This is a genomic window from uncultured Tateyamaria sp., from assembly GCF_947503045.1.
In the GTDB taxonomy this organism is placed as follows: Bacteria; Pseudomonadota; Alphaproteobacteria; order Rhodobacterales; family Rhodobacteraceae; genus Tateyamaria.
Genome location: NZ_CANNCF010000005.1, coordinates 1 through 15,493 on the forward strand (window position 1 = coordinate 1; position 15,493 = coordinate 15,493).

Below are 15,493 nucleotides of genomic sequence, written 5' to 3' on the forward strand. Positions count from 1 at the left end.
CTCATAAGCAGACTTTGACACCTGCACTATGGCGCATTGCGACGCCGGTTGAAGCAGGAGCCATCCACCCCATCAGCTTTGCGGGCTGCGACTGCAGCATCTTAATGGTCAGGCGAAGGGCAGCTCTGGGCCGCCATTGCGTTCGTTCATTGTGGCTATATGCCCATGCCGCGTCAGCACCGACGGCAGCAATGAGCCCAAAGCGGTCCTGCCACCGGGCGCACGTTCTCTACAAGTGGATTAGGGCGATCAGCCTGTCCTTCAGACCGGCGGTGTTCGGCTCTTTCAGGACGAGGATTCTCTGGAAGACTGTCCCGACAATGACGTCGAGCAGGAATTGCACGTTTTCCGAGTGGCTTTTGTGCTTAGGCAATGCGCGGACAAGTGTGGACGTGGCTGAAACGCGCCACGGATAGACGTATTTGTCCCTGAAGATTTGCGCCATGACCGGATCGTTACCCCCGGTCGTAATGGCCGCGAAGATAACCACCGACGCGAGCGGTCGCGAAAACGTCTCGATGAGCTGGTCGATCGCTGCCTCTACATCAACGCGCGGATCGGCCGTCTCAGGAACGAGGCCAATCGAGATATCCGCCTCTGCCGCCTCAAGAACGAGCTCTCCCTTCGTCTTCCACCATCGGTAGATCGTGGCCTTGCTGACACCGGCCTCTGCTGCCACAGCGTCGATTGTCAGTCGAAGGTATCCGTCAGCCAGAAGCTGTTTGCGCACTGCCGCAAGGATCGCCTTGCGCGATCTTCCACTTCGCGGCCTGCCCCGCTTCGGTCGGTCATTTTGCATGCAAGTTGGGTCTCGGTTCTGCTTCAGCGGTATTTGACGATACGCGGCGGCGCTTGACAAGAATCATTACGAAACGCATCGTTTCTTAAATGATCCTACACCCGGGAGAGAAAGCTATTTCGAAACTCCGTGCGCACGCAGCTGCCTATCCGATCCTTTTCGTGATTGCGCTCGCCATCCTGCAGGAAATTCTGGCTATGCCATTCGTCGTGGCTGCAAACGTGCTCGGGTTTGATCTGACACCACTGCGCGCGATCATCCCGACCGTCCAGTCGTTGTTCATATTGTGGTTGATCTGGGCGATGGGCTGGTGGCGGGTGAGCGGATTAACTGGGCAGGTCCGCAATGTGCATCTCTTGATCTATCCCGCTATGGTGTTGTTCGTACCGGCGCTACTTTACGGAAGCGTCCAGATCGCTGCAGGCGGTGTCATGCTCTTTTTCGTTGCCGTCCTCGCAACGGGCGTCAGTGAGGAAGGGTTTGCGCGCGGCATCGCGATTCCGGTCCTTATGAAATACGGGAAATGGGGCGCTGTGCTGATCGCGGCCGCCATCTTCAGCGCAGGACATCTGACGAACGCGTTTTTTGAAGAGTTCTCAGTACTCGAATGGATCGATAAGTTCGGAGCCACCTTCGGCTTTGCGATGCTCTACGGCGCGCTTTTCCTGCGGACGGGAAGCCTGCTGCCGTTGATCTTCTTGCATACGCTGGTGGATTACATATACCTGACCTCTGGTACCGCGGGTCCCTATGTCGCTGAGCCTATCGATATTCGCATCCACCTGGCGATTGCTACGGCCAATACAGCCGTCGGTCTGTACCTGCTCGCCGGTGTCGAGGACGAGGATTTGCCAAGGGTGGGTGCGCAGGTTCCTGCGCAGTAGCCGAGAGCGTTTCGTGACAGAACGCCTTGACCTGCGCATCAGGAGTTGACGAAGCTCTCGCCAATGGCAACTTCGTCCGCTAACCTGCCGTCCGAGCCGTTCGCCGCACCTCAGAATGTCTGGTCGTAATCGCCCACGCCCGGTTCGGTGCGGATGACTGCGTCCAGCTCGTTGAAGATGGCGCGCAGTTCGGCTTCGGATTCGGGGCTTTCGCAGACCACGACGAGGTTGGGGGTGTTGGACGAGGCGCGCACGAGGCCCCAGCCGCCGTTGTCGAGGATGACGCGGGCGCCGTTGACGGTCACGACCTCTTTGATCGCCCGTCCGCCAAGGGTGCCTCCGCTTTCGTGACGTTCCACCAGCTTGGCCACGATCCGCTCTAGGATGTCGTATTTTTCGGTATCGGCGGCGTAGGGCGACAGGGTCGGCATCGCGTAGGTCTTGGGCAGGGCGCGGCGCAGGTCGGACATCTTCATGTCCGGGTTGCGGTCCATCAGCTTGCAGATTTCGACCGCCACGCGCATGCCGCAGTCATAGCCGCGCCCGATGGGTTCGGCGAGGAAGTAGTGCCCCGACTTCTCGAACCCCGCCAGCGCGCCCAGTTCCTTGACCCGGCGTTTCATGTGGCTGTGCCCGGTTTTCCAGTAATCCGCAGTGACGCCGTGTTTCTGCAATTCGGGGTCCGAGGCGAACAGGCCGGTGGATTTAACATCCGCCACAAAGGTCGCGTTGGGGTAAATCTTGGCCAGATCGCGGGCCATGATGACGCCCACCTTGTCGGCAAAGATTTCGTCGCCCTCGTCATCGACGACGCCGCAGCGGTCGCCGTCGCCGTCAAAGCCAAGGGCGAAATCCGCTCCTGACGCTTTGACCGAGGCCGCCATGTCGTGCAGCATTTCCATGGCTTCGGGGTTGGGGTTGTAGTGGGGGAAGGTGTAGTCGAGCGTGTTGTGGCTTTCGACCACTTCGACGCCGAGACGGCGGAAGAGTTCGGGCGCAAAGGCGGCAGCCGTGCCGTTGCCGGTCGCGCAAACCACCTTGAGCGGGCGGGTCATTTTGAAATCGCCCACAAGGTCCTGCAAGTAGGCCTCTTGCACACCGTCCACGAATTCATAACCGCCGCGCGGGCGTGCTTCGCCCTTGCCGTTCAGCACGATCTCGCGCAGCTCGCTCATCTCGTTGGGGCCATGGGTCAGCGGGCGTTCAAAGCCCATCTTGACCCCGGTCCAGCCGTTGGGATTGTGGCTGGCGGTGACCATGGCGACCGCAGGCGCGTCGAGATGAAACTGGCTGAAATAGGCCATGGGGGACAGGGCCGGGCCGATGTCCTTGACCTGAATGCCCGCCTGCATGAGGCCCAGGATCAGCGCATTCTTGATCGACAATGAATAGTCACGGTAGTCGTTGGCCACGGCAATCTCGGGCTTGATCCCGCGCCGGTGCATCTGTGTGCCAAGGCCAAGGCCAAGGGCGGTGATACCGGGCAGATTGATCTCGTCGGGGTATTTCCAGCGCGCGTCATATTCGCGAAATCCGGTGGGGGCGATCATCGGATCGCGCAGGAATTCCCACGTGTTGGGGGTCACGGTCGGGCTGGGTTTTTTCATCGGGAAATACTCGGTCTTGGGATGTGGGTCAGATCGAAATAGGGTTGGCCTTGGCCAATCTGTCAAACTGCATGAGCGTGTCGACCAGCGCGGGCATCTGGTCGAGATAGATCATGTTTGGCCCGTCTGAGGGCGCGCTGTCGGGATCTGGATGGGTTTCGATGAACACGGCAGCCACGCCGAGGGCCACGGCCGCGCGCGCCATCACAGGCGCGAATTCCCGCTGCCCGCCGCTGGAGCCGCCCTTGCCACCGGGCTGCTGCACAGAGTGGGTGGCATCCATAACCACGGGATAGCCGGTCTGGGCCATCTGCGGCAGGCTGCGCATGTCGGCCACCAGCGTGTTGTAGCCAAAGGAGGTGCCGCGTTCGGTCAGCAGGATGCGGGTGTTGCCGGTGCTTTCGACCTTGGTGATGATGTTGGGCATTTCCCAGGGGGCAAGGAACTGGCCCTTTTTGATGTTCACCACCGCGCCTGTGTTGCCTGCGGCCAGCAACATGTCGGTCTGGCGGCAGAGGAAGGCGGGGATCTGGATGATGTCGGCGACTTCTGCGGCGATGGCGCATTGGGCTTCGTTGTGGACGTCCGTCAGGATTGGCACGCCAAAGGTGGCCTTGATCGACTGGAGCGCCGCGAGGCCCGCATCGATGCCCATCCCGCGTTGGCCCGACAGGGAGGTGCGGTTGGCCTTGTCGTAGCTTGCCTTGAACACGTATTGCGCGCCCGCGGCCGCGCAGGCCTCTTGCATGCGGCCTGCGATTTCGTGGCCCTGATCCAGGCTTTCAATCTGGCAGGGGCCTGCGATCACCGTCAGCGGGCGGTCGTTGCCGATGGTGAGGCCGGCGACTGAAACATGGGTCATGTTAGCTGGTTACCTGTTCTCTGAGGATGGACGCGGTAAGCGAAATCATCAGATAGATGCCTGCAAAGACCAGAAATGCCAAGATCGTGTTTTCAAAGGCGCGGGGATAGGACGGTTCTTCGCTTGCGATCGGATCGACGGCCACGGTCAGGTAGCGGACCTGGCGGGACGCCTCGACGCGGGCCTGTTCCATGGTTTGCAGGGCCGATTGCATCATCATGTCCCGCGCCGCGAGGTCGGCCTGTGCGATCTGGATGCGGGCGGCCAGTTCAGCCAGCGAATTTTCGCCCTTGGACACATCCGTCATCTTGTTGTTCAGCAGGTTCAGCTGGGTTTTGAGAATCTCCAGCGTACCGCGCGCACCATCCACCCGGCTCTGGTTGGGGCGCGCGTTGTTGAGAAGGCTGGCCAGTTCGATCTCTTTTTCGATGATCTGGGTTTCAAGGGTCGAAATCTGCGCGCGCAGTGAGGCGATGACGCCCTCAGGGTCCAGGGTGGAGCCTTCGATCTGCAGGCGTACAAGCGCCTCTTGCGCATCGCGCCGTTCGGTTTCGGCCCGTTCGAACCCCTGGCGGGCATCGCGCATCTGGTCGTCGCGTTTCTGGGCAGACAGGTTGTTCACCCGCTGTTCAGCATAATCGATCAGCTGTCGCGAAAAGTCGGCCGAGACTTGCGGATCGGCGGCTGCGACCTCCATGCGGATCATGCCCTCGGTCGGATCATAGCCGATTTTGACGTTCTTTTTGTAGGTCTTGTAGGCCTCTTCATTGGTGGGGTTTTCGCCCAGGCGCTGGATCGGGTCGATCCAGCCCTGAGTAAAGTGATCCTTGAAGCCGAGATCGCGATCAAGGCGCAGCATCGCGTCCTTGGATTGCAGGAATCCCTGCACCGCGATGCTGTCGGAATTGGTCGCAAACTGGGTGGGCAACAGCCCGCCAAGGGGGCCACCGCCGCCGGATCCTTCGTTCTGAATGATCAGAAATTCGGACTTGGTCGCATACATCGGTGTAGCGATGGCGTAAAAATAGTATCCCGCCAGCAGGGTCGGCAGCATCACAAAGAACGCAAGGCGCACCAGCAGGATGCCCGTTTTCTTGCGCCGACGGCGGGCAATGTCGCGCTGGATGTTGCGCATTTCCTGCGCACGACGATCCGCCGGACTGACCTCGGTCGAGGGCAGTTGCTGTTTCTTGACCGGGATGGTCTGGGGCAATTGGACACGGTTCTCGCGCGCCTCGGCGCCGGCGCCTCCGGCAGCGGCGGGCAGGCTGGCAAAGGCATCGGGTGCCCCACCTTCGTGCTGTTCGGCCCCTGCCTGTGGCACCACAAGTTCCAGCATGTTGGAGCGTTGGAACGGATCGATGCCCTGGGCGCGCAACAGGCGCACAGCGTCGAAATCCGATGTGGCGGGCAGGTTGTGTTTCTGCGCAACCCGGCGGGCCATGCGCAACTGACGCCCTGTCAGCCCTTCCTGGCGGATGGCGTCGATGGTGTTCTCGCTTGCGACTTGATCGGCCGTGGACACATCGGCCGGTGCGGCCGTCGGCTCAGGCGGCGTCGGCGGCGGGCTCTTGGGCGCGGGCGCTTGCGCGCGCGGCTGTTCGGCGCCCGTTTCCTTGGGCGCTTCGCTCGCCCCGGTCATCGGAGCGGTGCGTTTTATGCGGAATTTTCTAGCCTTGGGTTTCGTAGTCATAAAGCCGTTTCGCCTCTTCCAGCGTGTCGAACATATGCAGCTTGCCATCCAGAAGGACAGCGGCGGAACGCGCGAATTTCTCGAGCGTCTGGGCCTGATGTGACACGATGACAATTGTTGTGGTGCGCAGCCGTTCCTGCAACACCTCGCCTGCTTTTCGGTTGAATTCGACGTCCGTGGAGGATGGCATCCCCTCATCGATCAGATAGATGTCGAAGTCGAGCGCCAGCATCAGCGAGAACGAAAACCGTGCCCGCATGCCGGAGGAATATGTGCCGATGGGCTGGTCGAAATACTCGCCCAAGTTACACAGCCAGCGGCAGAAACTTTCGACATAGTCCGGGTCCAGCCCATAAAGCCGCGCAATATAACGGCAGTTCTCATGCGCCGAAATCTTGGAAATCACCCCACCCATGAAACCCAGCGGAAAGGAGATGTTGCACATCCGCCGGATCTCGCCCTCGTCGGGTTTTTCCAGCCCCGCCATCATGTTGATCAGCGTCGTCTTGCCGGTGCCATTGGGGGCGAGCACCCCGAAGGAATTGCCCAATTCCACCCGAAATGACACACGGTCAAGAATTACCTTGCGCTGTGTGCCCGTCCAGAAGGACTTGGATACATTTTCAAACTCTAGCATCCCGTTGCTCCGCGGTGTGCTGCTGTCGTCCCCGTGCTTTAGGTGGGTAACGTGGCCCCTCCTTACCAGAGGTGTGTTAACGGCCTAATCCTCAACTATGGCCGTACTATGTCTAAGTTCATGTTAAATGTACAGGTTTCACCGCGCATTGTCGCGCAAGGTGGAACAATCGGTTTTTGCGCACACAGATGGGTGAATGTAGGTGGGTACAGCGCCGATATCAGGCGGTCAGTTGCCAAAGCATACCGGCGATGATCGACCCGGTCAGGGCAAAGCCGAGATAGGCGGCAAAGACCCGTGGCTTGACTAGCGCCCAGACCGCGATGGCCGCCGGAATGCAGCTGACACCGCCTGCAATCATGAAGGACATGGCGGCCCCGTTTGACATGCCCTGTTCCAGCAGTTCGGCCACCAGTGGTGCCGCAGCATAGCCGTTGAGATAGGCAGGCATGCCCACCAGCGCCCCAAGGATCACGGTGCCCACGCCATCCCCGCCCAGCACATTGGCGATGAGGTTGGCGGGCATGTAATGCACCATCAGCGCCTCGACGATATAGGCCAGCGTCAGCCATTTCAGCAGAAAGACGGCGTTCTCAAGCCCGGTGTCGCGAAAGGTCAGCACCCGGTCCTTTTCGCGCCAGAAGGTCCAGACAGGCTTGGCCGAGAACGGTTTTTTCACGCCGCAGCAGCCGCCCACGCTGGGCTTTTCGCGCAAGGGATCGATGAAGACAGGCGTGTTGGACAGCAGTTGCGTGCCAAAGCCGCCAAAGATGCCCAGACCGACGGCGGCCAGTGTCTTGGCGATGGCAAATTCGGTGCCAATCGCGCCGGTGGTGATCGCAAACATCGCCGGATCCATCAGCGGCGAGGCCAGCCAAAAGGCCATCACAGCCCCGAGTGGCGCGCCCACGGCAAGCAGGGCGGCGATGAAGGGGATCACTTCGCAGGAACAAAAGGGTGAGAGGCCACCCAGCAGGGCGGCCAGTACGATCATGCGCGCCGGATTGCCCTCGAACGCCTTGGCCAAAAGGTTCTCGGCCCCCGTCGCCTTGAGGTACGCGACCGCGAGGACCGCAAAGGCGATGAACGGGGCGGTGCCTGCCAGAGCCTTGGCGGCGAAAGTGACGGTTGGCAGGAACTGGCCAATGTCGAACAGGGCCACCAGCGCCAGCAGCAGGGCCGAGATCAGCCACGCGCCGTCAATCCGCTTGCGCCAGCTTACGGCGGCCGTGGTGGTGGTTGTGTCAGCCATGAGGGTGATCCTTGCTTGGGGCGGCACTGTCCGCGCAGCATTCGGTCAACAGGAAATTGGAAAGGCTTTCGACCTCGTCAAAGGCGACGGCGGCGCAAATGATCGAACGGCCCTGCCGGGCCTGGGTCACAAGTCCAGCGGTCGACAGGATTTTCATGTGATGGGTCAGGGTCGACCCGGTCACGCCGGTCCGGGCGCCAAGATCACCAATGCTCAGCCCCTCGGGTCCGGCGCGCACGAGGGTGCGCAGAACTGACAGGCGTTGTTCGGACCCGAGTGCGGCAAAGGCACTGGCAGCACGGGTCAGATCGAGCGGAGAGGGCGATTCCATTTTCATATTTCTAGAATTATCGAAATAACTGCATCACGACAAGTTTTATTTCGATAACTGTCGAAATGATTGCCGAACGCGACAGGACCGCTTAGCTGAGAGAGATGGACCTGCCTGCTGATATCCGCGCCTGCACGCTGTGTGCTGATCGCTTTGCCGCCACCGAAACCGGGCACGCCCCGCGCCCGGTTGTCTGGTTCAAACCCGGAGCGCGTATCCTGATCGCAGGGCAGGCGCCCGGCGCGCGGGTGCATGAAAGCGGCAAACCCTTTACCGATCCGTCGGGGGACCGTTTGCGCGACTGGCTGGGCGTGGATGAGGCCACTTTCTATGATCAGTCCCGCGTGGCCATCGTGCCCATGGCCTTTTGCTTTCCGGGCTATGACGCCAAGGGGTCGGACCGCCCGCCGCCCAAGATCTGTGCCTCCACTTGGCGGGCGCAGGCGATGGCGCATATCGGCGATATCCCCCTGACCCTGCTGATCGGTGGCTATGCCCAAAGCTGGCATCTGGGCACCAAGACGGGCGTGACGGACACCGTTGCAGGCTGGCGCGACCACGCACCGCGCGCCTTTCCCTTGCCTCATCCCTCGTGGCGCAATACCGGGTGGATCAAGAAAAACCCGTGGTTCGAGACCGAGGTGCTGCCCGCCCTGCGTGCCCGCGTGAAGGACGTACTTGCATGACGCATACCCCGCTGGACGCCGCCCACGCCGCGATGACAGCCGCGCCGGAGGACGACGCAGCACGCCTGCGCTTTTTCGAACGGCTGGGAGATGCGGAACTGTTCTTGCTGCTCGAGGGCGAGGCAACGGGCGATGCGGTCACACCGCAGGTTTTTGATCCCGGCTCCGGGCCGATTGTGCTGGTCTTTGACCGGGCGGAGCGGCTGAGCGGTTTTGTCGGTGCTGAAGCCCCTTATGCCGCACTGTCGGGGCGGGTGATCGCGGGTTTGCTGGCCGAACAGGGTCTTGGGCTGGGACTGAACCTCGATGTGGCGCCATCCTCGTTTCTGCTGGATGCAGAGGGGGTGGCGTGGCTGGCGCAGACGCTGGGCCATGCACCCGACGAGGTCGAGGTGCCACTGGCCGAAGTGTCGGCACCAACCGGGCTGCCGGATGTGCTGATTTCGGCACTGGATGCCAAGCTGGCCACGGCCACGGGCCTTGCGCAACTGGCCTATCTTGTGGGCAGCACGGACGCGGCAGGTGCGCGGGGGCATATGCTGGCCTTTGTGGGCGCGGCACCGGGGGCCGAACCTGCACTGGCGCGCGCGGCCTCCGAGGCGCTGGTGTTTTCCGGGATCGAGGCAGGGGCGATGGATGTCGCCTTTTTCGACGCCACGGATGCGATCACGGCGCGGCTGGCGCGGGTGGGCCTGCGGTTTGATCTGCCCCAGGTGGCACCTGTGCGCGCACCGGAACCGCAAGCGCCCGGGTCCGATCCTGACCGCCCGCCACGGCTGCGCTAAGGGGGGACGATCACGTCCGGCTTGCATGTGGTCACATCCACGCGAGACGGTCTGATACCTGTGCGGCGCACATCTTATAGTTGGAAAGGCGACGGGCCAAAGACCGCATTTGTCGCTTGGCAGTTGACCAAATGTACTTCTAGCACAAGGATACACTTCGTAATGAACCGTTTCACCCTGACCCTCGCCGCGGCTGCAAGCGCGCTGACCCTTGGATCAGCGGCCTTTGCTGGTCCCCAATATCTTGACGACACCGGTTACGCGGTTTCGGGATATGATGTGGTCGCCTATTTCGGGCTGGAACAGGCCCCCGTGGGTCAATCGCAGCCTGCCGGTGTGCCGGGCAAGGCCTCGATCACGGCGGACTACAATGGCGCGACATTCGCCTTTGCCACCGAAGAAAACCGGGATGCGTTTGTGGCTGATCCGGCGAAATATGCGCCTCAATACGATGGGCACTGTGCCTATGGTGTGGCGCAGGGCGGCAAGGTGCCGGCCAACCCCAACCTGTGGCGGATCGTGGATGGCAAACTGTTCCTGAACATCAACACTGCCGTCGTCAGCTTCTGGGAAGAAGACATTCCGGGCAACATCAAGTCGTCAACATCCAACTGGGTGTCGCTGGATCCCGAGCCTGCCTCGGTCAGCCCGATCCCCAAATTCTCAAGCGCAGCACCAAAGAGCTGATATGACAAAGGTTCACGCCCCGCATCCTCACAAATCCGGTCCGACGCGCCTCTCGCGCCGGGCCTTTGGGGTCGGAGCGGGGGCCCTGATCGTCGGCGGGACGCTGTTTGCGTCCCGCTGGTACAACATCTCAGCCCAGGCCGGGGTGGAGGGCACGTTGAGCGTGCCCGACGTGCATCGCGCCGCCCTTTCGGGCGCCGTTTTGCTGATCGACATCCGCCGCCCCGATGAATGGCAGCGTACAGGTGTGGGCGAAGGGGCGGTGCCGCTGGACATGCGCCGCGACGACTTTACCGAAGCATTGCTGGAACAGACCGGGGGGCGCACCGACGCGCCTGTGGCGTTGATCTGCGCGCGCGGCGTGCGTTCGCGCGGGCTGACGGCGCGGCTGACAGCCGCTGGTTTTACCAACATCATAGACGTGCCCGAAGGCATGCTTGGGTCGGGGGCCGGACCCGGCTGGCTGAAACGCGGGTTGCCACTGGTCGCGTGGACGCCTGAATAGCTGCTGCCAAACGGCGCGCGCTGGCGCGCGCACGACATGTTTGATTTGGCGCGGCTGCACCGGATTCATTCAAATTGAAGGTAAGTAGATCGAGACCGCCGTTTATTCGGCGGCGATGTCCGGCGCCTCGATCTGCGCGCGCATCACGGCACGTGCGCTGCGGGCGCGGGCCACGATGGTGGGTTCGCGCAAGGTCAGAGGGTTGTCGAGCCGCAGCATCCTCGCGTTTGTGGCGCTGAGCGCTGACAGCGGAATGGCCAGCGCAAGGCTTGCCATGATCGGGATCAGCCACCAGGACACGAGGCCTGCCAGCAGCCCGGCCAGCAAAAGCGCACCAATCAGCGTCTCGACCCAGTGGAACTTGATCAGCGTTGTCAGCGGATAGGCCCGGGCTGCGCGCCGTTGCGGGTTCCAGCCGTTGCCGCGCGCAAAGATGCAGCGCAGCACGGCGCGGGTCTGTTGCACCATCATGATCGGCGCATAGGCAATCGACAGGGCCAGTTCGACCAGCACGGCGCGGGCAAAGGACCAGCGCCCGCCAAAGAGTTTCACCGCCTTGGCATGGGCGATGATGATCGTGGCCGAGGCGAATTTCGGGGCCAGCAGCATACCATACATCACCAGCAGAAACACGGCGCTGTCGATATGGGTCATCGCAGGCGGCCAGTTCGGGAACAGCGGGTTGGCCTCGTTGAAATAGCTGATCACATTGGTGGTCGCATCCCGCCCCAGCAGCGCCCAGAACACCAGCAGCACAAACCATGCAGGTGACATCAGATACGCCGCGGCCCCCTGAAACAGGTGAAAGCGGCTGACCGGATGCAGCCCGCGCGTGGCCAGCAGGCGCAAGTGTTGCAGGTTGCCCCGGCACCAGCGGTTGTCGCGCACCACGTAGTCGATCAGCGTGCCCGGGGTTTCCTCGAAACTGCCCGAGATGCGCGGCAGAAGGCGCACCCGCCAACCAGCGCGGCGCAACAGTGAGGCCTCGACAAAGTCGTGGCTGAGGATCAGATCGGACCGCCCCGTCAGGCTGCGCAGGTGCGGGATACCGGCAGAGGCGGCAAAGGCGCGTGTGCGGATAATCGCGTTGTGGCCCCAATAGTTGCCTTCGGTGCGCGACCAGTGGGCCAGCCCTTCGGCCAGCAGCCAGCCATAGGCGACGTTGGAAAACTGCTGCATGCGGGCAAAGAGGGTGTCGGCGCCAATCAGTTGCGGGCAGCTTTGGATCAGGCCGGTCTGTGGGTCAGCGGCCAGTTCGCAGGCCAGCCGGTCAATGGCCCGGCCCGTCATCAGGCTGTCGGCGTCCAGGACCACCATCGCCTCGTAGGCCGCGCCCCATCCGGTGATCCAGTCGAGCAGGTTGCCCACCTTCCGATCCCTATTGTCCGCACGGCGGCGGTAGTGGACAGGGAACGGGGCCGATGCGCTGAGCGCCTGATAGGCCTGCCATTCCTGTGCTGCGATCGCGTCATCGCGCGTGTCCGACAGCACAAACAGGCTGTAGCGGTGTCCGCCCTGTTGCCGCTCAAGGTCGCTGAGCATGGCCGATGCGTTGCCAAACACATCCCAGGGCGTCTCATTATAGACCGGCACCAGCAGGGCCACATCAAGCGGGGCACTTGGTGGGGCGTCCGCAACGGGATCAAGCCGCCCGACCAGTCCGACGGTCACGGAGGACACGGCCAGCGTGACCCAGACAAAGGTGAGGCCGATCAGGGTCAGCAGGACATATTCCAGCCCGCTCATCCCCGAAGACGAAAACAGACCGTGCAGCGCCCAGATCATCAGCGCGGTGGTGACCAGCGCAGGGGCAAACACCGCAATCCGCCAGATCGGGTCACGCTTTGCGGGCGCAGGCACCGCGATGTCGGGTGCGACACCAAAGTCCTGTTCCGGCATCGCCAGCGGCGCGCGCGAGGGCATATGGCTGTGCGCCGTCATGTTTGTGTCCACCGGTACAGCCACACTTCGCTGAGCGGGCCGCCCTCAAGGCGCAACTGGGCGCGGAATTCGGCCCATGTCGCCTCTCCTGGCGTAAAGGTGAAGGCAAGGCGGGGGCCACCCGTTGCCGGATTGCGCTGCACGATGCCTTCGGTCACTTCGCCAGAGGAGGAGCGGACCAGCCGTTCGATCTTGCTGAGGTCGTCGGGGACGTGGTCGGCGTTTTCAAAGTCGATGGCAAAGATGCGGCCACCTTCGGGGCGTCCGCCTGCGGCAGTGTTGAGCACACGCAGCGGCATTGCGGCCTTGGGTGCCGGGTCGCTGCCCCAATCGAGGCGATAGGTGACCTTGTGCGAGGTGCCGGGCTCGATATCTGCGGACGGGCGCCAATAGGCGACGATGTTGTCGTAGATCTCGCGGTCGGCGGGGATTTCGACCAGTTGCACATTGCCGCGTCCCCAGCCCTCACCGGGTGTCACCCATAGGCCGGGGCGGCGGTGATAGAGCGCCTCGAGATCGTTGAAATCCTCGAAACTGCGGGCCCGCTGCATCAACCCAAAGCCGCGCGGATTGTTGTCGCCAAAGGCCGAGATCTGCAGGGTCAGCGGGTTGGCCAATGGGCGCCAGATCACCTCGCCGCCACCATTGTGAATCATCAGCCCGTCATTGTCGTGCACGGCGGGGCGGAAATCGTCAAAGCGTTGCCGGTCCATGTCGTCAAAGAGGAACATGGACGTCAGCGGCGCGATGCCCACATGGGTCAGCGTGGTGCGCGCGAAAATCTCGGCCTCGACCAGCATCGCCAGGGGCTGGCCGGGCATGATCTCGAACCGGTAGGCGCCCGTGCAGGACGGGCTGTCGAGCAGGGCATGCAGGATGATCCTGGCCGCACCCGGGTCGGGCCGTTCAAGCCAGAAATGGGTGAAGTCGGGAAACTCTTCGCCCATCGGATCGCCGGTCTTGAGCGCAAGGCCGCGCGCGGACAGGCCGTAGATGTCGCCCGTGCCAATGCCACGGAAATAGCTGGCACCTTGAAAGACGGCGTATTCCTCGTAGATGCCGGGCTGGCGCAACTCGGCGCGCAGGCGCAGACCGGAATAGCCCAGTGTGTCGTCGATGGGCACATCCGGAAACTTGTCGGTGGTGTCAAACACACCCATGTCGAAGGTCAGTGGCCGGGCCTGATCGCCATCGACCACGTAAGTGCGAATGGCCTGGGGAAAGTAGAGACCGGGGGGAAACACATCGATCCGTTGCGGCGCATCGGAGCCTTCCCAGAGCGCATTGCGCGCGTCAAACCAGATCTTGCGATACTGGTCATAGGTCAGGTTGCGCCACGCCTCGGGGATCAGCGGGCGGGGGGCATAGTCGCGCGCAGCCATCTCGCGGGCGCGTTCAACAACGTCGGACGGGGAAAAGGCCGTCGCATCGCCCAGTTGCAGCCCGGGTTCGGCCGCCTCTTGCGCCCACGATGATTGCGGGGCGGCGGCCAGAGCGGCAAGGCTTGCAAGGAATTCACGGCGCAGCATCAGGAGGTGCCCTTTGGTTTCCAGGGGGTCGTCTTGAACCACCCTGCAAGATAGGCCGTCAGGATCAGACAGCCACAACCAAACGCGTTCACAGCCAAGGATGTTCCGGTGTCACGCCCCAGCATATCCATCGCAAAGCCATTGAAGCGCGCCACAAAGATCGACACGACAAAGACGGCCAGCGACTGTTGTCCAACCTTGAGGATGATGCGCAGGATACGGCCCCAAAGCTGGCCCAGCACGCTCGCCCCGGCACGAATGCGGTTGCCCTTGTCACCCGCAATCACCCAGCACAGGTAGGCCAGCGCAAGGAATTGCACATAGCGCAGTAGGCCAAAGTCGGTCTTGGATATCCACTGACGGTTGTCCGCGCGCCAGTCCCGCGCCCAGTCAAAGCCGAATTCGCGCACGCCGATATTGGAGAGCGGAACATTGGCCAGCACGATGAAGGCCGCGATGCCGATCAGCAGCGGTGTGACGGGCGGTTTGGGAATCCAGCCGCGCATGAAGGCAAAGCCGGTGAAGAACACCAGTTGCCAGCCAAACGGGTTGAGGAACCAGCGTCGCTGCCAGTCATCATTGCCCACCCATGGCTCGGCCGTGAAGTTGAGGTAGGGCAGGCCGAGGCTTTCCATGAATTTGCGCTGGGCAAAGAACCACAGGATGAAACTGGCCGCGGCCAACAGACCGATATGGGCGCGGCCCAACAGGATCACGATGGGCATCATGGCGAGGATCACCATGTACATCGGCAGGATGTCGAACAGGTTGGGGACCCATTGCAGGGTCATGAAGCGGAACAGGATGTCCGGGTTGCTCCAGTGTTCGCCTTCGACAAACAGCATCCACAGGTTCAGCTGCCCCCAGTAGTTGCGGGTCGTGATGTCGAGATTGGTGAGATAGGCGAGCATCGCGGCGGTGGCAAAGAACAGCCCGATATGGGCCCAGTAGACCTGCCAGATCCGGTAGGCCACCCGCGCGGTGCCAAGGGCCCAGCCCGCCCGATCAAAGGTCGCGCCAAAGGCGATGGCCGAGGCCATGCCCGAACAGAACACAAAGATTTCCGTCGCATCCGAAAAGCCAAACCGTGCCGGAATCCACGACGTCAGGAAGTTGCCCGGTGTGTGGGCAAACAGGATGATGAACATCGCCAGCCCCCGGAAAAAATCCAGACGGATGTCGCGCACCCGCACCGGGGATGCGGAGGCAGCAGCCACGGGGGCTGCGGTGGATTGGGTTGGGTCGGCAAACGTCATGGCCGCTCTTTAATCTTCTTCATTCAAAGAGTCTCGTCT

Annotated in this window: 15 protein-coding genes; 5 read left to right on the forward strand and 10 right to left on the reverse strand. The window is 62.2% G+C overall.

All coding sequences use genetic code 11. From position 1 onward, the window contains the following. Positions 1-229: 229 nt before the first annotated feature. A complete protein-coding gene (locus Q1A89_RS18665) occupies positions 230-730 on the reverse strand; it encodes a TetR/AcrR family transcriptional regulator (protein ID WP_299731999.1) in 501 nt (166 codons plus the stop codon). A 158-nt stretch (positions 731-888) separates the two neighbouring features. On the opposite strand from Q1A89_RS18665, the gene Q1A89_RS18670 reads away from it, so the two are divergent. Then, the gene (locus tag Q1A89_RS18670; RefSeq protein WP_299732002.1) at positions 889-1,683 is read left to right on the forward strand and encodes a CPBP family intramembrane glutamic endopeptidase; all 795 of its coding nucleotides are present in this window, start codon (positions 889-891) and stop codon (positions 1,681-1,683) included. Positions 1,684-1,793: 110 nt separating this feature from the next. Here the strand turns inward: Q1A89_RS18670 and Q1A89_RS18675 are convergent, their stop codons facing one another. From Q1A89_RS18675 to Q1A89_RS18700, 6 genes are all read right to left on the reverse strand, one after another. After that, the gene (locus Q1A89_RS18675; RefSeq protein WP_299732005.1) at positions 1,794-3,290 is read right to left on the reverse strand and encodes a phosphomannomutase/phosphoglucomutase; all 1,497 of its coding nucleotides are present in this window, start codon (positions 3,288-3,290) and stop codon (positions 1,794-1,796) included. A gap of 28 nt (positions 3,291-3,318) precedes the next feature. After that, positions 3,319-4,152, reverse strand: coding sequence for a 3-deoxy-8-phosphooctulonate synthase (gene kdsA / locus Q1A89_RS18680; protein ID WP_299732008.1), 834 nt, complete (start codon positions 4,150-4,152; stop codon positions 3,319-3,321). Position 4,153: 1 nt separating this feature from the next. Beyond that, the gene (locus tag Q1A89_RS18685; RefSeq protein WP_299732011.1) at positions 4,154-5,845 is read right to left on the reverse strand and encodes a capsule biosynthesis protein; all 1,692 of its coding nucleotides are present in this window, start codon (positions 5,843-5,845) and stop codon (positions 4,154-4,156) included. Next, on the reverse strand, positions 5,823-6,482 hold the full coding sequence (locus tag Q1A89_RS18690) for an ATP-binding cassette domain-containing protein (RefSeq protein ID WP_299732014.1): 660 nt from the start codon (positions 6,480-6,482) through the stop codon (positions 5,823-5,825). Before Q1A89_RS18690 ends, Q1A89_RS18685 begins: the two co-directional genes overlap by 23 nt. A gap of 220 nt (positions 6,483-6,702) precedes the next feature. Then, complete coding sequence (locus Q1A89_RS18695) at positions 6,703-7,734, reverse strand: permease (protein WP_299732017.1); 1,032 nt, start codon at positions 7,732-7,734, stop codon at positions 6,703-6,705. Continuing rightward, a complete protein-coding gene (locus Q1A89_RS18700) occupies positions 7,727-8,071 on the reverse strand; it encodes a metalloregulator ArsR/SmtB family transcription factor (RefSeq protein WP_299732020.1) in 345 nt (114 codons plus the stop codon). The genes Q1A89_RS18695 and Q1A89_RS18700 overlap by 8 nt, the downstream gene beginning before the upstream one ends. Positions 8,072-8,169: 98 nt before the next feature. Here Q1A89_RS18700 and Q1A89_RS18705 point away from each other — a divergent pair, with 98 nt between their 5' ends. From Q1A89_RS18705 to Q1A89_RS18720, 4 genes are all read left to right on the forward strand, one after another. Continuing rightward, positions 8,170-8,751, forward strand: coding sequence for a uracil-DNA glycosylase family protein (locus Q1A89_RS18705; protein WP_299732023.1), 582 nt, complete (start codon positions 8,170-8,172; stop codon positions 8,749-8,751). Next, on the forward strand, positions 8,748-9,536 hold the full coding sequence (locus Q1A89_RS18710; RefSeq protein ID WP_299732026.1) for an SseB family protein: 789 nt from the start codon (positions 8,748-8,750) through the stop codon (positions 9,534-9,536). Before Q1A89_RS18705 ends, Q1A89_RS18710 begins: the two co-directional genes overlap by 4 nt. 162 nt (positions 9,537-9,698) lie before the next feature. Beyond that, positions 9,699-10,223 (forward strand): YHS domain-containing (seleno)protein, encoded by a 525-nt coding sequence (locus Q1A89_RS18715; protein ID WP_299732029.1) that lies wholly within the window; start codon positions 9,699-9,701, stop codon positions 10,221-10,223. A 1-nt stretch (position 10,224) separates the two neighbouring features. After that, a complete protein-coding gene (locus tag Q1A89_RS18720; protein ID WP_299732031.1) occupies positions 10,225-10,728 on the forward strand; it encodes a rhodanese-like domain-containing protein in 504 nt (167 codons plus the stop codon). Positions 10,729-10,830: 102 nt separating this feature from the next. On the opposite strand, the gene mdoH is transcribed toward Q1A89_RS18720, so the two are convergent. The 3 genes from mdoH to Q1A89_RS18735 are packed head-to-tail and all read right to left on the reverse strand — an operon-like array spanning position 10,831 to position 15,454. Further along, complete coding sequence (mdoH, locus tag Q1A89_RS18725) at positions 10,831-12,669, reverse strand: glucans biosynthesis glucosyltransferase MdoH (protein WP_299732033.1); 1,839 nt, start codon at positions 12,667-12,669, stop codon at positions 10,831-10,833. Continuing rightward, positions 12,666-14,198, reverse strand: coding sequence for a glucan biosynthesis protein G (locus Q1A89_RS18730; protein ID WP_299732036.1), 1,533 nt, complete (start codon positions 14,196-14,198; stop codon positions 12,666-12,668). The genes mdoH and Q1A89_RS18730 overlap by 4 nt, the downstream gene beginning before the upstream one ends. Then, positions 14,198-15,454, reverse strand: a complete 1,257-nt coding sequence (locus Q1A89_RS18735) for an OpgC domain-containing protein (RefSeq protein ID WP_299732039.1) — start codon at positions 15,452-15,454, stop codon at positions 14,198-14,200. The genes Q1A89_RS18730 and Q1A89_RS18735 overlap by 1 nt, the downstream gene beginning before the upstream one ends. Positions 15,455-15,493: the final 39 nt, after the last annotated feature.